The following is a 22,032-nucleotide window of genomic DNA, read 5'->3' as shown; positions in this document are numbered from 1 at the left end:
GTAAACTCGTTCCTTACCCTAAATAGTTTGAGTTGTAGCTAGGCGGCAAGCGAAATCATCCCTATGAGCATACATGAGTATGTGATTAGGGTGGTTTTGTGCGGCCAACACCGCTACAGCTCAAAATATAACGGGTAAGAGAGGATGAAATGGGTAAGTTGGCACTCGCTGCAAAAATAACACACGTCCCATCCATGTACCTATCAGAACTACCAGGTAAAAACCATGGATGTCGCCAAGCCGCTATCGATGGACACAAAGAAATCAGCCGTCGTTGCCGTGAATTAGGCGTTGATACCATTATTGTTTTTGATACACACTGGTTAGTTAATAGTGCTTATCACATTAATTGTGCTGACCACTTCAAAGGTATTTACACCAGTAATGAACTCCCACATTTTATTCGTGATATGGAATATGAATATGATGGGAACTCCGTATTAGGCCAAATGATTGGGGAAGAAGCACGTAAATTAGGCGTTCGTGCTCAAGCCCATGAAATTCCAAGCTTAACCCTCGAATACGCCACGTTAGTCCCTATGCGCTATATGAATAGCGACCGTCACTTTAAAGTTATCTCAATTTCAGCATTCTGTACGTCTCACAGTTTTGAAGACAGCCGCAAATTAGGTGAAGCCGTACTGACTGCGATTGAAAAATACGATGGCACAGTCGCTGTATTAGCGAGTGGTTCATTATCACACCGCTTTATTGATGACCAAAAAGCCGAAGACGGTATGAATAGCTACACTCGTGAATTTGATGAGCAGATGGATAAACGCGTCGTCAAACTTTGGCGTGAAGGCCGCTTTGAAGAGTTCTGCAAAATGCTACCTGAATATGCCGACTACTGCTATGGCGAAGGCCATATGCACGACACAGTGATGTTGTTAGGCATGTTAGGTTGGGATAAATACGCTGAGAAAGTGGAAGTTTTAACTGACTTGTTTGCCAGCTCAGGCACAGGGCAAATTAATGCCGTGTTCCCACTTCCAAACTATATCACTGATAAACAAGCTGCCAACGCATAAGGAACTGTTATGCCTCATTTTTATGCAGAATGTACAGAGAATATCCGTGAAGAAGCGAAACTTCCAGAGCTGTTTGCACAAGTGAATGAATCCCTTGCTGCTACTGGTATTTTTCCATTAGGCGGTATTCGTAGCCGTGCTATTTGGCTAGATACTTGGCAAATGGCTGATGGCAAACACGATTATGCATTTGTGCATATGACGCTAAAAATTGGTGCCGGACGCTCTCTTGAAGATAGGCAAAAAACGGGGGAGATGATCTTCGACCTGATCAAAGCCCACTTTGCCGATTTAATGGCAAAACGCTATCTGGCGCTGTCTTTTACCATGGAAGAGCTTGATCCCGTATTAAATTATAAGCAAAACAATGTTCATGCCTTGTTTAAAAGTTAACAGCTTAAAGGTTAATAGCTTAAAGGTTAATAGTTTAAATCTTTATTTAACGTTTTATTGAGAGGGCAAGATGGTTAAAAATTTCGATAAACACATACCGCACTACTTGATCCCATTACTGGGGTCATTAGTGGCATTCGGTCCATTGTCTATCGATATGTACCTTCCTGCCCTTCCTCAAATGGGAACTGCATTACACGCCACTCAAGGGCAAATGCAGTACACCCTTGGCGCTTTTTTTGCCGGTTTCTGTGTGGGAATGCTATTTTACGGGCCATTAAGTGATTTACTCGGCCGTCGTAAAATGCTGCTAAGTGGCCTAGTCATCTTTACGGTGGCAAGCCTGCTATGCGCTCAAGCTACTGATGCAAATACCTTAATTATTTTTAGAGCATTGCAAGCATTTGGCAGTGGTGCCGCCATTGTTATGGCTAGGGCGATTGCAAGGGATGTTTATCCTGCCCATGAGCTACCTAAAGTACTGTCATTAATGACACTGGTGACCATGATAGCCCCGCTACTGGCACCACTTTTAGGTGGTTTTTTACTTGTTCATTTTCAGTGGCAAGTGATTTTTTACTTATTAGCGTTGATTGGCTTAGCTTCGGTGTGTGCGATTTTTTTCTTGCTCCCTGAAACGCTAACCCACCAGCGTGGTTCTGAAAATATCCTTTGTGTCGCCTTCAAGAATTATGCGCAGGTGCTCACAGACCGAGAAGCACTGAGTATTATTGGCACCATGGCATTCTCTTTTGCCGGTATGTTTGCCTTTATCAGTGGTTCACCGTTTGTGTATATCAATTATTTCGGTGTTTCTGAACAACATTATGGTTTGCTGTTCGGTTGTAACATCCTGGGGATGATCGTCATGCTGTTGTTGAACGTTAAATTGCTAAAAACCTATAGTTTAACGCGCATACTGACTATGCAAAGTGGGTTTCAATTGGCATTTGGTCTGCTGTTACTCATATTTTACCAACAAAGTTTGCCCATAATTGTTATTCTAGTCGTGCTGTTCTTATCGATGGTCAATGCTATCGGCACCAACAGTTTGTCACTATTACTGCAACATCGCGGGAAAATTGCAGGAAGTGCCAGTGCACTTGCGATTTCTATTCAGTTTGCCTTAGCGGCTATCGCCAGCGTTGCAGTTTCTGTATTACAAGATGAATCCCCATTCGCTATGGCACTTGTTATGGCGCTTTGTGCCGGGTTAAGTTTTGCTAGCCAACAGCTATCAGCTAAAAATATCCGCCCACAAGTCCAATCAGTGTCTTCGGAGAACAACGAAAAATGAGCATAAATACCAATTCTACATTATTTCGCCAACAAGCTTATATCAACGGCCAATGGGTTGATGCCCAAAATAAAAGTGTGTTTGAGGTCACTAACCCAGCAAATAACGAGGTTATCGCTAACGTCAGCAATGTTGGTGCGTTAGAAACTCAACAAGCTATTGAGGCCGCAGAAAAAGCGCTCCCAGCATGGCGTGCTAAAACCGCCAAAGAGCGCAGCCAAATTTTAAACAAGTGGTTCCGTTTAATGATGGACAACCAAAAAGAATTGGCTGAGTTACTCAGTGCTGAACAAGGTAAGTCAATCACTGAATCGATGGGCGAAATTGCCTACGGTGCCAGCTTTATTGAGTGGTTTGCTGAAGAAGGTAAACGTATATATGGGGAAACCATCCCATCACCTCTGCCGGGACGTCGCCTTGTCACCATTAAACAACCTGTCGGTGTGGTTGCTGCTATCACGCCATGGAACTTTCCAAATGCCATGATCACCCGCAAAGTCGGCCCAGCCCTTGCTGCCGGCTGTACCATGGTGTTAAAACCCGCAGCAGAGACACCATTATCCGCATTAGCATTAGCAGTATTAGGAGAAGAAGCGGGTATTCCTGCGGGTGTGTTCAATATCGTTCCGGGTACAGATGCACAGGCCATTGGTGGCGTAATGACCTCCAGCCCTGTGGTACGCAAACTCACCTTTACGGGTTCAACTCGAGTCGGTAAGTTGCTGATGGAACAGTGCGCCAATACAGTGAAAAAGATGTCTCTGGAACTCGGTGGTAACGCGCCATTTATCGTGTTTGATGATGCCGATTTAGATGCCGCTGTACAAGGTGCGTTAACGGCTAAATTCCGCAATAGTGGGCAAACCTGTGTGTGTGCTAACCGTATCTTAGTCCAAGAAGGCGTTTACGATGAATTTGCGGCTCGTTTAGCAAAAGCCGTGAATGAACTGAAAATCGGCCCTGCCACACAAGCAGACTCCCAGCAAGGCCCTCTGATTAACCAAGCTGCAGTGGATAAAGTCACTGAACATATTGCTGATGCTGTTTCCCATGGTGCAAAAGTGATTGCAGGTGGTAAACCTGCGCACTTAGGCGGCTTGTTCTTTGAACCGACCGTTATCACTGGCGTCACTGAGGCTATGAAAGTGGCCAAAGAAGAAACATTCGGCCCACTCGCGCCATTATTTAAATTCCGTGATGAGCAAGAAGCAATTGATCTTGCCAATGACACTGAATTTGGCTTGGCATCCTATTTCTATTCAAAAGATATCGGTCGTATCTACCGCGTCGCAGAAGCTCTAGAAAGCGGCATGGTCGGTATTAACGAAGGCATTATCTCAAATGAAGTGGCCCCATTTGGTGGCATTAAGCAGTCTGGTCTGGGGCGTGAAGGTTCACGCTACGGAATCGAAGATTACTTGGAAGTGAAATACCTCTGCTTTGGTGGTCTTTCTAATTAGTTAAATTGAGTACCGCTGGGTACGCATTCAATTTACACCTTGAATAGTTCGAGTGGCAGCAAAGCGCTTTAGTGCAGCGCTGCTCTCGAAATAGAATAGGTGAATAGGAGTATTAACAGCATGTTACAAAAAGATGTAATCTCGCAAATCGCGCAACGCCTAAATCAGGCTGAAAAATCACGTGAGCAAATCCGTCAGATCTCACTCGATCACCCAGAAATGACGATCGACGATGCTTACGCTATCCAAAAAGAGTGGGTTGGCGTGAAAATTGCTGAAGGACGTGTGCTAAAAGGCCATAAAATTGGGCTAACATCCAAAGCCATGCAGGCAAGTTCACAAATTGATGAACCTGATTACGGTGCGCTTCTTGACGATATGTTTTTTGATGATGGCTGTGATATTCCAACAGACCGCTTTATCGTGCCACGTATTGAAGTTGAATTAGCCTTCGTACTCGCAAAGCCATTAAGTGGGCCAAATTGCACCATCTTTGATGTCTATAACGCAACTGACTATGTGATCCCAGCGCTTGAGCTGATTGATGCACGCTGTCACAACGTTGACCCTGAAACCAATCGCCCACGTAAAGTGTTCGATACCATTTCAGATAACGCAGCAAATGGCGCGGTAATCTTAGGTGGTCGCCCAATTAAACCTCGCGATTTGGATATGCGTTGGATTAGCGCCCTACTCTATCGTAATGGCGTCATTGAAGAATCGGGCGTAGCCGCTGCTGTGCTCAATCACCCAGCGAATGGCGTAGCATGGTTAGCAAATAAATTAGCACCGCATAATGTACAACTTGAGCCAGGCCAAATTATCTTAGGTGGCTCATTTACACGCCCTGTTCCTGCTCGTAAAGGTGATGTGTTCCACGTTGATTACGGCAATATGGGTTCAATTAGCTGCCGCTTCGTGTAAGGAAAATGGTATGGATATTTTAGAAAATAAATTTAAAAAAGCGCTAAAAAGTGGGCAGCCGCAAATTGGTTTATGGCTTGGCTTATGCAGCCCATATAGTGCTGAATTACTTGCTGGTGCAGGCTTTGACTGGTTATTAATTGATGGTGAACATGCACCAAATAATGTGCAAACGACATTATCTCAATTACAAGCTATCGCCCCTTATCCGTCACAGCCCGTGGTACGCCCACCGTGGAATGATCCGGTGATCATTAAGCAATTACTGGATATTGGTGCACAAACCCTTTTGCTACCGATGGTACAAAATGCAGAGCAAGCCAAACAAGCAGTACGTGCAACGCGTTACCCGCCAGCCGGAATCCGTGGTGTCGGCAGTGCTTTAGCTCGTGCTTCTCGTTGGAACCGAGTACCTAATTATTTAACCCGTGCCAATGATGAAATGTGCGTGATAGTGCAGGTTGAAACCCGAGAAGCCATGAATAATCTTCCTGAGATCTTAAAGGTTGAAGGCGTCGATGGTGTATTTATCGGCCCTGCGGATCTTAGTGCGGATATGGGCTTTTCAGGGAACCCTAACCACCCAGAAGTCAAAGCCGCGATAGAAAAAGCGATTGTACAAATTCGTGAAGCCGGCTTGGCACCCGGTATTTTGATGGCAGCCCCAGATGTTGCTGAACATTATCTGAAACTCGGCGCACTATTTGTTGCCGTCGGGGTTGATACCACGCTACTGGCTCGTACCGCAGAAGCGCTAGCAGCAAAATTTGGTAAAACCGTCTCTGAGGTGACTTCAAGTACACCAAGCGTTTATTAATTAAACTATCTCTAAATAAGTTAATTTTAACCCTACAGACAAATAACTTAATTAGATAAATAAGAAATCAATATCGCAACATTGGGCAGACAGCACCATGGCTGCCTACTCGTCCCTTGTACCTATAATAATCTGCAAAAGAAAGAATTGAGGGCCCTACAATATGAGTAATCAACAACTTGCAAGCACTAACCCTGCTGAACAACATAAAAATTTAACCGAACCGCAGCAGCGGGTGATTAATAAATTATTTAAACGTCTGATTGTATTTTTATTTGTGCTATTTGTTTTTTCCTTCTTAGACCGTATTAATATTGGCTTTGCGGGCTTAACCATGGGGAAAGACATCGGCCTAACGTCCACCATGTTTGGCCTAGCGGCTACCTTGTTCTATGCCACTTACGTGATTTTTGGTATTCCAAGTAACATCATGTTGGGGATTGTTGGGGCTCGCCGCTGGATAGCCACCATCATGGTGCTTTGGGGTATCGCTTCTACAGCCACCATGTTTGCCACAGGGCCTACGAGCTTATACGTCCTACGGATGTTAGTGGGTATCGCTGAGGCGGGCTTCTTACCTGGGATTTTAGTTTATCTGACTTACTGGTTCCCGGCCTATTTCCGCGCTCGTGCTAATGCCTTATTTATGATTGCGATGCCAGTCACCATGGCATTCGGTTCCCTGGCATCGGGCTACATTTTAGGCATGGATGGCATTTTAAACCTAAAAGGCTGGCAATGGCTGTTCCTGTTAGAAGGTTTCCCATCGGTGATCCTCGGTGTGTTGGTTTGGTTCTACCTTGATGATTCACCAAAAAAAGCAAAATGGTTGACCCAAGAAGACAAAGATACATTACAAGAAATGATGGACCAAGACCAACTAGAGCTTGTCCAGCCACAGGGGTCAAAAAGCCATACCGCATTACAGAACAAAAGTTTATGGAAAGAAATTTTTACCCCTGTGATCTTAATGTATACCGTCGCTTATTTTTGCTTAACCAATACGTTAAGTGCGATTAATATTTGGACACCGCAGATCATGCAAAGCTTCAATGAAGGCAGTAGTAATGCCATGATTGGGCTATTAACCGCTATCCCACAGTTTTGTACTATTCTAGGGATGATCTATTGGAGTCGTCGCTCTGATAGATTACAAGAACGGAAAATGCACACTGCACTTCCCTACTTATTTGCGGCAGCGGGCTGGATCCTCGCTGCGATGACAAGCCATCCCGTCATCCAATTAATTGGTATTATCATGGCATCAACAGGTTCATTTACTGCGATGGCCGTGTTCTGGACAACCCCAGACCAATCAATCAGTTTACGTGCTCGCGCCATCGGTATTGCTGTTATTAACGCAACGGGTAATATAGGTTCTGCCGTCAGCCCACTGTTGATTGGTTGGTTAAAAGACCAAACCGGTAGCTTTAACTCCGGCCTCTATTTTGTGGCAGGCCTGCTGGTGGTCGGTGCGCTGTTAGTCATGGTTATTCCAATGAAAAACTCAAGACCAAGGGCAACACCTTAAAAATGTAAGGTTTAATAAATTAGAGTGCTGTAACTCAATAACCATGGATATTGCTCAAAATAATTTGGCTTGCAGCTAGGCGGCAAGCAAGCTAATCCCTAGGAGCATACACGAGTATGTGACTAGGGTTAGCGTGTGAAGCCAACAACGCTGCGGGCCAAAGAATGAAGAGCAATTCGAGTTGCAGCTAAGCGGCAAGCAAGCTAATCCCTAGGAGCATACTGAAGTATGTGACTAGGGTTGGCTTGTGAGGCCAACAACGCTGCGAGCCGAAGAATGAAGGGTAACTCAACTTTAATTACGAATATTGACATCAGTACAGACTACGACGAAACCCAAGGCACTGACGACGTCCACTACCAAACCTTTGGCAACATGGCTGCCTTCTTTGGTCGCGATATGCAAGCGCATCGCCATGACGGTTTCTTCCAGTTGCACTATTTGGTTACAGGCCATATTACTTTGCAGCTCGATGAGTCCCGCTATTCCGTTCAAGCCCCATTATTTATTCTTACGCCCCCTTCGGTTGCGCATGCATTTTTCACTCAAGAAGACACTGACGGCCACGTACTCACCGTACGACAGGATTTAATTACGCCATTACTGGGGTCGTTATACCCAGCAAATCCTGATTTAGTGGATATTCCGGCTATATGTTTATCTGTTGCTGATAAACCTGATGATATCGATACCTTTAACCATTACTGGGCATTGATGGCGCGTGAATCGGCTAATAACTATATAGGTAAAGACCAAGCCCTCGCTTCTTTAGCCCAAGCATTATTTACGTTTCTGCTGCGCTCGATTCCACTTGATGAACACCCAACAACAGGGGTTAGAGGCGAACATCGTCTATTCCAGCGGTTTAATCAGCTCATTGACTTGCATTATCATGAACACCTTGCAGTGCCTGAATATGCCAAGAAACTTGATGTCACAGAATCACGCCTTAAGGATATGTGCCGGCGGTTCGCTAACCGGCCACCGAAAAGGTTAATTTTTGACAGAATATTGCGTGAAGCTAAACGAATGTTGTTATTTTCCGATAGCCCCGTTTCTGAGATTGCCTACCAGCTCGGTTTCAAAGACCCCGCCTATTTTGCGCGTTTTTTTAACCGGTTAGTAGGATGCTCTCCTAGCCTATGGAGAGAACAAAACATTCATTAAAGAGAGGCTTAGTGATTTTATCCTTATTTTTTAGGTAAAAATCATTAAGCTTCTCTATCTGCATATCAAACCATCTTCTCCCTTATCTCTACAAACTATTACACCTTCAAATTATTTTACATTTTAAAAACATTTTGATGTTTTATAAATTTTGTTTTAACTTTGTAAAAATGCCGATAACGCTTAACTAAAAGTGAACAAGGAGATCAAAAAAAGAACAATAATATACTAGAATAATAATTAACATTAATATAAAAATAAGTGAATTATTAAATGATAATCAATAGATTACGATACAACAAAAGCATTACGTTAATATCAAAACATCGAGATGATCACATTTCTTTCACAAAAAACAACTTTCAACGAAAAGTACCAGTAAACCTTTAGAATGTCTCTTTAAAACTCCCTCGTAAAGCGATTCAATTAAGAAACACAAAACAAACATAAAATTAACATATTTAGCTTGCAGCCTTTGTGCCCTATCAATGCAAGCCCTCATTGTGAGATAACGAGGTAGACATGAAACCAGAAGATTTTCGTTCCGATGCTAAACGCCCTTTTAATGGCCAAGAATATTTAAAAAGCTTACAAGATGGCCGCGAAATCTATATTTATGGCGAGCGCGTAAAAGACGTCACCACTCACCCTGCTTTTCGTAATTCAGCCGCTTCTATAGGACAATTATATGATGCGCTTCATGATAAAACGACTCATGACCAACTTTGCTGGAACACCGACACAGGCAACGGTGGATACACTCACAAATTCTTCCGCTTCGCTAAAAGTGCCGATGAACTGCGCCAACAACGTGACGCTATCGCAGATTGGTCACGCCAGAGCTACGGATGGATGGGACGCACTCCAGACTATAAGGCGGCATTCGCCAGCTGTTTAGGTGCTAACCCAGAATACTATGGTCAATTTGCAGACAACGCGCGTCACTGGTATAAACGCATTCAAGAGAGCGGCCTTTACTTTAACCATGCGATTGTTAACCCGCCAATCGACCGCCATAAGCCAGCTGATGAAGTCAAAGATGTTTATATCAAACTCGAAAAAGAAACGGATGCGGGTATTATCGTCAGTGGTGCAAAAGTCGTTGCGACCAACTCCGCATTAACACACTATAACTTTATCGGTTTTGGTTCTGCACAAGTGATGGGTGATAACCCAGATTTTGCACTGATGTTTGTTGCACCAATGGATGCCGACGGTGTGAAATTAATCTCACGTGCATCTTATGAATTAGTGGCTGGCGCAACAGGCGCACCATTTGATTACCCGCTTTCAAGCCGTTTCGATGAAAATGATGCCATCTTGGTGATGGATCATGTGTTAATTCCATGGGAAAACGTCCTGATCTACCGTGACTTTGACCGCGCTCGTAATTGGGCCGTACAAGGTGGGTTTGCGCGTTTATTCCCATTACAAGCTTGTGTCCGCTTAGCGGTTAAATTAGACTTCATTACCGGATTGTTACAAAAAAGTTTAGAATGTACAGGTGTTATTGATTTCCGTGGTGTACAAGCCGATCTCGGTGAAGTGGTTGCATGGCGTAATCTGTTCTGGTCATTAACCGATGCAATGACCTCTGAAGCGCAAGCATGGGAAGGCGGTGCTTATCTACCAGATACTCAAGCCATCCAAACTTACCGTGTTATGGCACCAATGGCTTACACCAAAATCAAGAATATCATTGAAAGTAACGTGACAAGTGGCCTGATTTACCTACCATCAAGCGTTCGTGATATGAATAATCCAGAAATTGATAAGTATTTAGCTAAATATGTTCGCGGCTCTAATGGTATGGATCACGTTGAACGTATTAAGATCCTTAAACTCATGTGGGATGCAATCGGTAGTGAATTTGGTGGCCGCCACGAACTGTATGAAATTAACTACGCAGGAAGCCAAGATGAAATTCGTCTGCAATGTCTGCGTCATGCATACGGTTCTGGCAATATGAAAGCCATGACAGATATGGTTGATCGCTGTTTATCAGACTACGATCAACACGGATGGAAACGTCCACACCTGCATAACAACAATGATATTAATCAGTTAGATTCGCTGCTGAAATAATCGGCAGCAGGAGGTCAAAATGTCTTTAGAAAATGAACATCGCCTGCGTTTCAGAGATGCGATGGCAAGTCTTGGTGCAGCAGTCAATATCGTCACCACGGATGGGACTGAGGGTCGCTGTGGAATTACAGCCACCGCAGTCTGTTCAGTTACAGATACGCCACCCACTTTGATGGTCTGTGTTAACCGCAATAGCGCTATGAATGCGGTATTTCAAAAGAATGGCCGCCTGTGCGTGAACGTGCTGAGTCATGACCAAGAAGAGTTAGCGTGCCATTTTGCTGGAATGAAAGGTTCCACGATGGAAGAACGTTTTAGCTGGAATGTGTGGGATAACGGTATTTTACAGCAACCTTTACTAAAAAATGCCCTTGCCAACCTTGAAGGCGAAATCACTCAAGTGCAGGACATGGGTACGCACTCTGTCTATATGGTTGAAATGAAACAAATCATTGTCCGTGATGAAGGGCATGGCTTAGTCTATTTCAAACGTAGATTCCACCCTATTATGCACCAAATCCTTGAGCCAACCGCTTAATGACTCACAGATATCGATTAAATAGCCTCGACTTTAAGAGGCTATTTTTTTATCCATACTTTTTCTTAGATAAAACCACATCTTAATACTTCGTTTAACATTAAAATTTTTTAATACTGACAGATTAATGTTTCCTTTCTTCTTATTTTCTAAGTAACTAGCTAGTTTTGAACGATTATAGAAATAACATCAAAAAACCGAATTTTAAACATAACAAGTGTAAACAAAAACACAACCAATTGATTTAAAACAAATTTTAATTTAACTCGAATTATGCTTAATTGACATATTATAAATAACAGGTATACACTAAAATAATACAAATATTTTAACGATAAATAAAAAATTTTAAAATGAACTATTTGATTAATGATCATATTACTTATGATAGTCATCAGGGGCTGTTATATACCGACGATATTAATAACGCCTTAAAACTAACAACAACTTTAAACCGTTTGTTGCTAGTCTTAGTGCAAAATAATCATGACATCGTTGACCGAGAAACAATATTACGTAGGGTTTGGGAGGAACATAACCAAGTCGTCTCTGATAATAACCTTAATAGCAGTGTATCTGTACTACGTCGTCACCTGTCTTCTTTTTCTGATGGTGAAATTATTACAACTATTCCTAAAGTTGGGATTAAATTTTCTGCTGACCTGAAAATTGAAAATGGGCGTGAGGAAATAAAGGATAATAATGACAAAGAATTGCTCACTACTGGGGTTGAACTAGGCTCTTCATCAAAGGTACCTGAAGGAGCTTCCCCCCAAGTAAGCGAAAATAAAAAAAATTACATGCTGAATAACCGGTATGTTGAAATTTCACTTATAGCTATCATTATTTTTTGCTTATTATACCTATTTAAAAGTTATTTCTTTGCAAGCCGAACAGAATATCCTGAAGTTGGTCGTATTGATCAATGCAGTATCCGCTACATTAATAGTTACCATAAACCCGATACAACAACCATCAGCTTTGCGACAATTCAAAATGAACTCACGAAATTAAACCTTGATTGTAAAAAGCCAGCAACTGTTTTTTATTATAATGTTGGTATCGTCGCGAATGATAAAAATTTATATGACAATTTCCTATTTTTGTCCTATTGCCCAACGGTACCGAAAGAGAGCGCAACTGTGAGCTGTGAGAATTTTTATGTCAAATAAATTATCCGCAAGAGTGTTTTCTTTGTCCATTATCTCTACAATTCTGGTTTTTATTAGCTTATATGTTCATCACATAATTAATACCCCTGTTATTCCCAATTGTCAGACAACCTTAAAAATAAATATCTCTGACCATCGTTCCACCTTAAAAGGATTTTACTTGCTAAGTGTTATACCTAATGAAAACAAACCTGATCAGCACACATTCATTATGAATGGAAGCATTAATGACAATGGTAAAAACTATACTATTTCACGAAAATTTCTGATGAAACATGAATACTTAGGCGACCATTTTTTTTTACGTGTTGACAATATATTTATAGACCCAGGTGATCAAGCTCAAGAGAAAATCAATATTCGGGGAGTCCCTGAAATGAATCAACTTTATTTTTTAAAAATAAAAAAATTAACCGATACAAGTTATATTTTTGAAGAAAATTTCTCTCCACTTTTTATTTGCACTCTGTAAATTTAAAAAAAACCATAAAAAATGCATCAAATATTGATATTTTGATGCATTTTTTTTATTTCTAAACACCTTCAACCTTAAAACACCTTAAAGGAACAAGCATTAAACATTTTACAGACCATCAAACTAGCATAAAAATATTAATAAGCATTAAAAAAAGCCAGTCAACAAATTATAATTTTTAATTCAATTAAAATAAAAGAATTTTATTCCATTTTACACCTAGGAAGGATAAAGTTTCCTCCGTCGAAATGACCCACGCTAAAAACGATTATGTTAAGCGTTCTGTGATTAGGACATTTGAAAATCCATTGATGGATACTGAACTTTATTCCTATGCCAGTACTTATATAAAGGCTCACTAGGGATCAAATATTTACTTATTTTTAAGGATGTAAGATATGAAATTAAATAAACTTTCTATTGCTGTTTTATTCGCTACTTCAGCCATTTCAACCTCTATCTTTGCTAGTGGTAATAGTGGTGAATTACATTTCAGCGGCCAAGTTGTTAATGCGCCATGTAATATTGAATCAGAAAGTACAAAACAAGAAGTTCCATTCGGTCAACTTTCTCGTGCATCTTTAGAAGCGGGTAATGCAGCAGAAAAAGATATCGCAATTAAATTAAAAGAATGTAACTTTGATGAATTTAGCAAAGACACTGAAGGTAAGTGGATTGCTGTTAAAGATATTAAAATTACCTTTGGTGGTAAAAACTATGTCGGTACTAATAAAGAATTCTTAGGTACTACTGGTACAGCTTCAAACATCGGTATTCAAATCAAAGATTTCAAATTTGATGAAGCCAAATCTGTTATGAATCAAATTCGTAATAAACAAGGTGAAAACGTTTTAGAATTTACTGCATTAGCTAAACGTGTTGATGGCACAACACCCGTTACCGAAGGTGAATTTAGTTCTATTGCTGATTTTAAAATCACATACGAGTAATTTTTTTAGGGGAGAGAATTCTCTCCCCATAAAAGGCTCATTATGAAAAAAAATACTTATCTATGGATTGCCTTATTATTTAACTCGATTAACTCTAATGCGACTAGCTCTAACCTTGGACATATTCAAGATGGTCTTCGAGGCGAAACAGTAATGCAGGGTTATATCGTTGCGGCACCTTGTTCAATTGAAACTGATAGTCAATATCAATATATAAATTACGATTATATTTCTAATTATAGTATAAATAATATAGAAGATGAAAAGTTAATGCGAAAACCTTTCTATATAAAATTAAATAACTGTATTAGTGAGTATGACAGCAGTAATCATAAAGGTATTAAAATTCGTTTTTTTGCACCACAAGATACGTATTCTAATGCAATAAAACTATCAGGCCCGAAGCCTGGGGTTGTTCTATATATATACGATATTAACAATAATTTATTAATCCCAAATAAGCTCTATTCCATTTCTAATAACTACATTTATTTTGATAAAAAAAGTAAAGAGAGCTTTTTAAAATATGAAACAGAATTGGGTGCAAGTAATAACGAAATTACACCTGGTGATTACTTTACCACAATTAAATTCAACGTTACTTACGACTAGTAAATAAACTCATAATTAATTTGATGAAAAAATCATGGTTAAATTTAATATTTACTCTTACATCATTGTGACTTCTTTTGTATCTTCAATCTCTTCGTTAGCCTATGCTGTCGAATTTAATACCGATATGTTAGATACGGAAGACACTCAAAATATTGACTTTAGCCAATTTTCTCAGGCTGGATTTATCATGCCTGGTATTTATCATTTAACCCTCAAAGTCAATAATGAGAGTATGGGTAGTGCGCAAGATATCACTGTGATAGCGCCACAATCCCAAAATAATAATTTATTCGATACCGTTTGTGTTCCTTTTAATATTCTTGATCGTTTAGGGCTTACTCCAGACGCAATTAAATTAATTAAATATCGTGATGAGGATAAATGCCTTGATTTATCTCCGCTTGAAGGTGCTTCATTAAATGTAGATTTATCGACATTAACGCTATCTATTTTAATTCCACAAAGCTATTTAGAATATACTGATCCAAGTTGGGTTCCTCCTTCACGTTGGGAAGAAGGTGTAAATGGGTTTTTATTAGATTACAACCTAACAGGTTCTTTAACGCGTAGAAATTCAGGTTCACGAGAATCGTACCTTTCTGCTAACGGAACAACAGGGCTTAATTTTGGTGCATGGCGTTTACGCGGTGATTACCAAGCAAACTACCGAAAATCGACAGGAAGTTTCGAAAACCAATATAGTGATGCCACATTTAGCCGATTATTTGCATATCGCTCAATAAAATCTATTGCGTCTATTTTAACGTTAGGTGAGAACTACTTTTATTCTGCTATTTTTGATTCTTGGCAGTACACCGGGGTATCTCTTGAAACCGATGAAAATATGATGCCCCCTAAATTAACGGGTTATGCCCCAGAGATTATTGGTATTGCTCAAACTAATGCCACAGTCATTGTCAAAAGCCATAACCGTATAGTTTTAGAAACAACCGTACCTGCTGGCCCCTTTCGTATCCAGACACTAGATAGTTCCATTCGTGGAACATTAGATGTGACGGTGCGAGAAGAAAATGGTGAAGAGCAACAATTTAGCATTACCACTGCAGCATTACCCTATTTAACGAGACCAGGGCAAATCCGCTATAAATTTGCAGCGGGTAAACCACGTTTTAATGGCCGCCAGCTCGAAGGTGATTTAACTGCGTCGGGAGAACTCTCTTACGGGTTAAATAACCTTTGGTCTATCTATGGGGGATCCGTTTTATCAAAAAATTATCAGGCATTTTCAGCTGGCTTTGGCCGTGACCTATTTTCATTCGGTAGCCTTTCGTTCGATGCGACTCAGTCACATGCTCAATTACTTGATAAAACATTAACTGGCCGAAGTTATCGACTTAGTTATTCAAAATCATTTGATGAAGCCAGAACCGACATTACATTCGCAGGGTATCGTTTCTCTGATGAAACCTATCGCTCTTTGCAACAAACGTTGGATGAACGACGTACAGGTAATGAAAGTCAAGCTCAAAAAGAAAGCTATCAAGTTAATATTAATAAATATTTTGATGATTTCTCATTGGGTGGAAACTATCAATATAATACTTATTGGAATAGTGAAACAGAAGAACAATACAGCTTATACCTAAGTACTCTTTTAAATTGGGCGACTATTGGGCTCAAAAATATTAACCTGACAGCGTCTGCAACTCGTTCAAAAAGAGCGGGATATCAAGATGATGCGCTCAGCTTATATTTCACTATTCCTTTAAGTCAAGGGAGTAGCGTCAGCTTTTCTGAAGGTTATACCCGAAACCAAAATGGCCAACACAGCTCAACACATAATATCGGCTATAGCGGATATAGTGAGCAGCGCAATTATAACTTAAATGTCGGTTATCAAACAGGAAGTCATCAAGATGACCAAACCAGCTTTAGTGGTTATTTAAACCAAAATCTTCCTTATGCCTCAATTTCAGGAAACGCAAGTTATGTCCCGAACGAATATCACAGTGTTGGGGGATCAATTAATGGTGGAATTACCTTAATTAAAGAAGGTATTGCCATGCACCAAGCCGCTTATGGTGGTACTCGACTCGTTGTAGAAACACCTGGAGCAGCTAACGTTCCTCTGAGTGGTGGCGTTTATCAAACTAATCAGTTTGGACTCGCTGTATTGCCAAATGTGAGTAGTTATCGGAAAACCAGCGCATCAATTAATACCAGTAAATTACCAAAAGATGTTGAGGCATTGGAGACTGTCACCGATGCGACTTTGACTCGTGGGGCAATCGGATATCGTCGCCTCAATGTTATTCAAGGTGAAAAAACGTTTGCTCGCTTAAAGTTGGCTAATGACACTTATCCACCTTTTGGCGCTAGCGTACGTAATAGCAACAATATTGAACTCGGAATTGTTGGTGAACAAGGTATTACGTGGATTGTTGGTATCCAACCTAAAGACTTACTCAACCTCTATTGGGGAAATAAACACCAGTGTAGTGCCCATGTGCCTGACGTGATTAATCCTCAGGAGATTTACCCAACTATTATTTGCCGTTAATAAGAGAACTAAGATGAAATTGAATTCCCCTTTTTTATTACTTACTAGCGTATTCACGCTGACTATGAGTGTAATTTCTGTTACGAATGCCGCGGTTACACTTGATCGCACTCGTATAATTTTCGATGGAAATCAGTCGTCTATTAATATTACGATCCGTAATGATAACCCGGAGCTACCTTATTTAGCCCAGTCGTGGTTGGAAAATGCGTTAGAACAAAAATTGGAAACAGGCCCTATTATTGCCACTCCGCCGATTCAGCGCATGGAGCCCAAATCAACTAGCCTAGTTCGCCTAAGCACCGCACCTGACATTGCAAAGTTACCGCAAGACAGGGAATCCCTGTTTTATTACAACCTGCGTGAAATCCCGCCTAAATCATCAGAAGCGGGTGTGTTGCAAATTGCATTACAAAGCCGTGTAAAACTATTTTATCGCCCTGAAAACATTGTTGCACAAAGCAAAACAGATTGGACGAAACATATAACATTAACAACAACATCATCGGGTTATACATTAAATAATCCAACACCATTTTATTTAACTGTAATTGGTTTAGGGAACAGCCAAAAACAATCCGAAGAAAGTGATTTTGACGCGGTTATGGTACCGCCGAAATCTAATCAACTGATTAAATCATCCAAATATTCAACACCTTACCTGACATATATCAATGATTATGGTGGAAAGCCTTCACTTGCTTTCAAATGCCAAGCTTCAAAGTGCAGTGTGACGGAATAATGAGTAAAAAATAGATAGGAGCAGAACAATGAAATTGAATTACCTAGCATTATGGGCTTTTGCTATACCTATTTTTGCTGAATCTGCTGTGCCTGTGACAACAGGTACAATATATATCAATGCGCGTATTGTTACTGCTCCTTGTCTACCTGATATCTCATTAAAATTAAATGAAAGTACTTTAATTGCAGCAACCTATAGCGTGGAAATGCATTTTTCTCATTGTAGCAAACCAATACAAAAGCAAGCTTGGGCGCCGTTTACACTGAAATTAGGCAATAACCAATACGTGCTAACACAACCACGACGCAATAACACTATTTTATTCTCTATTCCTGCTAGTAATAAGATGCAACGTGTGGAAATAAATTATGACTAGATACTCAACATTATTATTTAGCCTTTTATTCCTAACATGGAATACCAGCTTTGCCAATAGCCTAACCGTTTACTTTGAGGGTGTGCTAGTGCCTCTTGGTTGTCGGCTGAGTGATGATGATACACAAAAAAAAATATATCTTTCTGGGCTACGTTTTTCTTCAATCGAAACATTAGGACGTTCAGATATGCAGCCATTTAAGTTGGATATCATGGACTGTTCTGCAATGGCTTTGAATAAAACGATCAAAATAACGTTAAATACCCAAAATATTGAAACACATAATGGTATTAATTATTTAAAAACCACAGGTGAATCTAATGTTTTATTAGCTCTGACTGATAGTCGTGGTAAAGAACTGGAGCTTAATACAACAATTGATGTCAGCACAGTTACTGAATCAGGTAAAGGATCCGTTAATACACTTTTATTTGGTGTTTATGCTCAAAAACCCTTTAGTACTCGTTTAAAAACAGGGGGGTTTTCCTCAACTGTTACTTTTAACCTTGATTATCAATAAGGAGAATTGAAATGAAATTCATTTGTTTTTCATTCCCTTTAATTAGCTTATTAGTTTCCTTAGGTACTCAAGCGGATGTGCTAATTTCTCTTTCTGCTAAATTGGTTAGACCGCCATGTGTACTTACAGCAGAAAATGGCGAAAAAGAATTAGTCATTAATTTTCGAGAGGTGGCGCTAGACAGACTAACTGAAGAAAAACAGTCCTTTGGTATTCTCATTAAACAATGTGAACTTCGAAAAAACTTACAAGTTTACCTATCTCCTAGAGAAGGAAGTACTTTAACAATAAACAATGAAACCGTGCTTGCGACCTCTATTAATGGATTGGGTATTCGTTTTTCAGAAGAAAATAAAAGTAATGCGCTCAACCTTAATAAATGGGAAAGGATTGCTCCATCCGTAAGTGGTGATACAGGAAAAGTTGTTATTCAATCACAATTAGTCACTAATCAAGCTATTGAAAATCTCACTGCAGGGCCATTTAGTGCCGCTTTATCAGTGATGGTTGATTATCTGTAATATTGGGAAGTCTTTATGAAAAATATAAAAATATATTCACCATTACTTTTGTTACTACTCTTAATTAGCTTAAATTCCTATAGTGCGACCCGCTATTCAGGAAGTGGTGGTGGTTATAAAATGAGCTTAGTATCTAACAACTCCGTTGTTTCTAACACCCCAGCAATTGGAAGTGATAACAATAAATATTTTTTAATCGCTCCAGCAAATAGCTCCGGTATTGTTATTAATGAAAGTACATCTCAGCCTTATGGCTCTGTATATTGTACTGTGAACTTCTTACAAGGTAATTATTCCGCTGGTCTTCCTTGGAGCTACGCCTACCACCGTGTCTTTGCCTATATGCCAGAGGCAGGCTTTACTATTGGTGGGCTGACCGCATATAAAATAAACAACAATACATTTTTTACTCTTTATTCTGAGAATGGAATAACCAGTGGCTGGAGAAATATTTCAGGGAGAGGATGTTCTAATGAAGCAATGGGGCCATTAGCAACATCATATTTTACTGTTCATTTTCCTTTTACCGTTAGAGTTTATGTCAAAGATATTCCTGTTGATGGAAAAATCGTTATTCCAAACGCAATGATCGCAGGTTATACACGATTATTCCAAGACTATGGAACACCAGATATTTATGTACCTATTGATAAAGCCACCGTTAAATTAGACCTCACTACGTCGGTTATCAATTATCCGTCAAATTGCCGTTCTAGTATTGATAATTTAAATATTGATCACAAAACATTGGATGCTTATGAATTTAATAGTAAAGAAACTCGTACTGTTACCTATACATGCGATAGAGTGCAGCCAGTTAAAGTAAAATTAACTTTAGACTATGCCACAGACAGTGATCCACAAAAACGACTCCCTTTAACATCAGGAAATAACACTATTTATTCTGAGCTTACGCTTTATGATGAACAAAATAATCAAAGTGGAAAAACATTTGAAACAACAATAGATAAAGTAAAAAACATTATGATTGAAAGTAAAGTTTCAGGTTATGACGCCGAACCTGGAGACTACAAAGGTAATGCTTGGTTAATCGCCACATTTATTTAATTCAGCGGTAAGTGTACTATGATAATAATATCCCGAGGACTATTTTTTGGTATCTTTATTGTTTGGCACCTTGCTAGTCTTATTTATATCGATAGCCTAGGAAGCCTAAGACAATCATTACCACAAAACATTATTAGTTGGTTATCTATTTCCTTGACAATATCTATTATTGCATTTACTGTTTTCTATCGAAAAATTAAAATAATCATTACATTACCTGCTATTTGCTACTGTTTCTCTTTAGCCATTCTAATGATGGGATTAATATCTTATCAGGGAGAAAATAATAGTATTGATTTTTGGTATTGTTCTGGTATTACTGTTGGCGTATTACTCTATATTGCAGGGTTACAAGTGAGAAAAAAATGGTTAATACAATCATTTTGTATTTACTGTTATATCACTATTAGTGTAGCTCAAGCCTTTATCACTGCATATCAATATATATTTGAAGCCGATATTTTTTATCTTGCATCTGGTATGAGGTCAAATGGATTATCACAACAAGTTAATATATTATCAGTTAACATGGCGGCTGCATGCTTATTATCTCTAATGACTCTTGTGTTATCACAATTTTCGTTGTTATCTGAACGCTATGAAAAAATTAGGGTTGTATTACTTGGAACTTGTATTTTATTTTTCACATTAACTTTAGTTGTTCTGCAGTCTGTTATTGCTTGGCTAAGCTTTACTGTTTGTACATTTATTTTTATTTGCCTTTTTTACAAGAAAAACCCTCTACGTGTTAGTTCTAGTTATTTTATTATTGCTGTAGCAATTTTTATTGGAATTTATCTAATAAGGCTATGCCCTCAATACATTGCAACTGACATTATGAATCAATTCCATTTAAAACAAATGTTGCGTTTTTCTATTACTTTATTCTTAGAGAATCCTTATGATGCATGGGAGCAGCCTTTTTTATTTGAAAATAGTTATGAAAGAACAGCAATTCCTTTTTTCAGCCCTAAAATGTATATTGTTCCTCATCCACATAATGAAATATTACTCTGGCTGATGACTGGAGGACTCACTAATTTGATATTTTTATCTTTATTATTAACCGGAGGTATCTATGTCGTATTTCAATCTTTTATAAAATATAAAATTAACGGAAATGGTTACCCATTGGCAATCATTCTATCAATAACCCCTATTATTATACATAATCATGTTGAATACCCTTTTTTACTTTCTGTATTACACTGGGGGATCGTCATATTATTTCTATCATTCTCAGATGCCGCTTTCGCATTAGAAGAACAATCCCTATTTTATATTAACAAGCAACTATCTTATTTATTCAGCTTTATTATATTTATTATTGGATTGGGTGTATTTATTATTGGGCTATTTCTATTTAATGGAGAGAAATCTTTTTATGCACAGGGTAGTTATCATAACGAAAGCATAGCAATTCGAGTATCGAGTTCAATTAGCTTAGAAAAAAATAACGTATAAAAAAACATAAATAAACCTTATTTTCACTCAAGTAGTGTTATATTAATCAGGACAGTATTATGAGAATATATCAAACTGAAATTTCAAACACCTATATAGGACTACAACTTCGTAAACGCCGCTTACAAATGGGCTGGACCGCACATACTTTAGGCAAAAAATCAGGCCTAAGCCAACAGCAAATTTCCCGTTATGAACGCGGTACGCAGAATTTTACCATTCATCGACTATGTATATTTGCTAATGTACTGCAGTGTGACCTAGATTATTTTCTTGAACAAAATATCTATGAGAACCTTTCTCTTGTCGATATAAATCTTTAAGCACTGTTTAAACAGTAAAATCTGATTTTGTTATAAAAT

Annotated in this window: 22 protein-coding genes; all 22 read left to right on the top strand. The window is 39.3% G+C overall.

Features of this window, described 5'->3' with window-relative positions:
- The first annotated feature begins 149 nt into the window (after positions 1-149).
- The 22 genes from hpaD (at position 150) to CYG50_RS02585 (ending at position 21,993) form a co-directional block, all read left to right on the top strand.
- The gene (gene hpaD, locus CYG50_RS02690; protein WP_102139495.1) at positions 150-1,031 is read left to right on the top strand and encodes a 3,4-dihydroxyphenylacetate 2,3-dioxygenase; all 882 of its coding nucleotides are present in this window, start codon (positions 150-152) and stop codon (positions 1,029-1,031) included.
- A 9-nt stretch (positions 1,032-1,040) separates the two neighbouring features.
- Entirely contained in the window at positions 1,041-1,424 is a 384-nt protein-coding gene (locus CYG50_RS02685) for a 5-carboxymethyl-2-hydroxymuconate Delta-isomerase (protein ID WP_102139496.1), read from the top strand.
- Between the two features lie 70 nt (positions 1,425-1,494).
- A complete protein-coding gene (locus tag CYG50_RS02680) occupies positions 1,495-2,721 on the top strand; it encodes a Bcr/CflA family multidrug efflux MFS transporter (RefSeq protein WP_102139497.1) in 1,227 nt (408 codons plus the stop codon).
- A complete protein-coding gene (locus CYG50_RS02675) occupies positions 2,718-4,181 on the top strand; it encodes an NAD-dependent succinate-semialdehyde dehydrogenase (RefSeq protein WP_102139498.1) in 1,464 nt (487 codons plus the stop codon). Before CYG50_RS02680 ends, CYG50_RS02675 begins: the two co-directional genes overlap by 4 nt.
- Positions 4,182-4,301: 120 nt before the next feature.
- Positions 4,302-5,105, top strand: a complete 804-nt coding sequence (hpaH, locus tag CYG50_RS02670; protein WP_102139499.1) for a 2-oxo-hept-4-ene-1,7-dioate hydratase — start codon at positions 4,302-4,304, stop codon at positions 5,103-5,105.
- A gap of 10 nt (positions 5,106-5,115) precedes the next feature.
- Positions 5,116-5,922 (top strand): 4-hydroxy-2-oxoheptanedioate aldolase, encoded by an 807-nt coding sequence (gene hpaI / locus CYG50_RS02665; protein ID WP_102139500.1) that lies wholly within the window; start codon positions 5,116-5,118, stop codon positions 5,920-5,922.
- A 163-nt stretch (positions 5,923-6,085) separates the two neighbouring features.
- Positions 6,086-7,453, top strand: coding sequence for a 4-hydroxyphenylacetate permease (gene hpaX / locus CYG50_RS02660; RefSeq protein WP_102139501.1), 1,368 nt, complete (start codon positions 6,086-6,088; stop codon positions 7,451-7,453).
- A gap of 276 nt (positions 7,454-7,729) precedes the next feature.
- Entirely contained in the window at positions 7,730-8,620 is an 891-nt protein-coding gene (hpaA, locus tag CYG50_RS02655; protein ID WP_102139502.1) for a 4-hydroxyphenylacetate catabolism regulatory protein HpaA, read from the top strand.
- A gap of 522 nt (positions 8,621-9,142) precedes the next feature.
- The gene (gene hpaB, locus CYG50_RS02650) at positions 9,143-10,705 is read left to right on the top strand and encodes a 4-hydroxyphenylacetate 3-monooxygenase, oxygenase component (protein WP_004905326.1); all 1,563 of its coding nucleotides are present in this window, start codon (positions 9,143-9,145) and stop codon (positions 10,703-10,705) included.
- 19 nt (positions 10,706-10,724) lie between these two features.
- Entirely contained in the window at positions 10,725-11,243 is a 519-nt protein-coding gene (hpaC, locus tag CYG50_RS02645) for a 4-hydroxyphenylacetate 3-monooxygenase, reductase component (RefSeq protein ID WP_102139503.1), read from the top strand.
- 353 nt (positions 11,244-11,596) lie between these two features.
- Complete coding sequence (locus CYG50_RS02640) at positions 11,597-12,415, top strand: winged helix-turn-helix domain-containing protein (protein WP_102139504.1); 819 nt, start codon at positions 11,597-11,599, stop codon at positions 12,413-12,415.
- Positions 12,405-12,887, top strand: a complete 483-nt coding sequence (locus CYG50_RS02635; RefSeq protein WP_102139505.1) for a FidL-like protein — start codon at positions 12,405-12,407, stop codon at positions 12,885-12,887. Before CYG50_RS02640 ends, CYG50_RS02635 begins: the two co-directional genes overlap by 11 nt.
- A gap of 401 nt (positions 12,888-13,288) precedes the next feature.
- Positions 13,289-13,840, top strand: coding sequence for a fimbrial protein (locus CYG50_RS02630; protein WP_102139506.1), 552 nt, complete (start codon positions 13,289-13,291; stop codon positions 13,838-13,840).
- Positions 13,841-13,882: 42 nt separating this feature from the next.
- Positions 13,883-14,452, top strand: a complete 570-nt coding sequence (locus tag CYG50_RS02625; protein ID WP_102139507.1) for a fimbrial protein — start codon at positions 13,883-13,885, stop codon at positions 14,450-14,452.
- Between the two features lie 34 nt (positions 14,453-14,486).
- Positions 14,487-16,976 carry a fimbria/pilus outer membrane usher protein gene (locus CYG50_RS02620; RefSeq protein ID WP_102139508.1) on the top strand — a complete coding sequence of 830 codons (2,490 nt, stop codon included), beginning with the start codon at positions 14,487-14,489 and terminating at the stop codon, positions 16,974-16,976.
- Positions 16,977-16,989: 13 nt separating this feature from the next.
- A complete protein-coding gene (locus CYG50_RS02615) occupies positions 16,990-17,718 on the top strand; it encodes a fimbria/pilus periplasmic chaperone (protein WP_102139509.1) in 729 nt (242 codons plus the stop codon).
- Between the two features lie 28 nt (positions 17,719-17,746).
- Entirely contained in the window at positions 17,747-18,097 is a 351-nt protein-coding gene (locus tag CYG50_RS02610) for a hypothetical protein (RefSeq protein ID WP_102139510.1), read from the top strand.
- Entirely contained in the window at positions 18,090-18,617 is a 528-nt protein-coding gene (locus CYG50_RS02605; RefSeq protein WP_102139511.1) for a fimbrial protein, read from the top strand. Before CYG50_RS02610 ends, CYG50_RS02605 begins: the two co-directional genes overlap by 8 nt.
- 11 nt (positions 18,618-18,628) lie before the next feature.
- The gene (locus CYG50_RS02600; RefSeq protein ID WP_004905345.1) at positions 18,629-19,138 is read left to right on the top strand and encodes a fimbrial protein; all 510 of its coding nucleotides are present in this window, start codon (positions 18,629-18,631) and stop codon (positions 19,136-19,138) included.
- A gap of 15 nt (positions 19,139-19,153) precedes the next feature.
- On the top strand, positions 19,154-20,206 hold the full coding sequence (locus tag CYG50_RS02595) for an MrpH family fimbial adhesin (RefSeq protein ID WP_102139512.1): 1,053 nt from the start codon (positions 19,154-19,156) through the stop codon (positions 20,204-20,206).
- Positions 20,207-20,224: 18 nt separating this feature from the next.
- On the top strand, positions 20,225-21,670 hold the full coding sequence (locus CYG50_RS02590) for an O-antigen ligase family protein (protein ID WP_232368230.1): 1,446 nt from the start codon (positions 20,225-20,227) through the stop codon (positions 21,668-21,670).
- A gap of 59 nt (positions 21,671-21,729) precedes the next feature.
- On the top strand, positions 21,730-21,993 hold the full coding sequence (locus CYG50_RS02585; protein ID WP_102139513.1) for a helix-turn-helix domain-containing protein: 264 nt from the start codon (positions 21,730-21,732) through the stop codon (positions 21,991-21,993).
- Positions 21,994-22,032 lie beyond the last annotated feature (39 nt).

Origin of the sequence: Providencia huaxiensis, assembly GCF_002843235.3 — a bacterium.
Lineage (GTDB): Bacteria > Pseudomonadota > Gammaproteobacteria > Enterobacterales > Enterobacteriaceae > Providencia > Providencia huaxiensis.
Note: the sequence above shows the minus strand (reverse complement) of the source record. Positions and strands in the feature narration are given on the sequence as shown.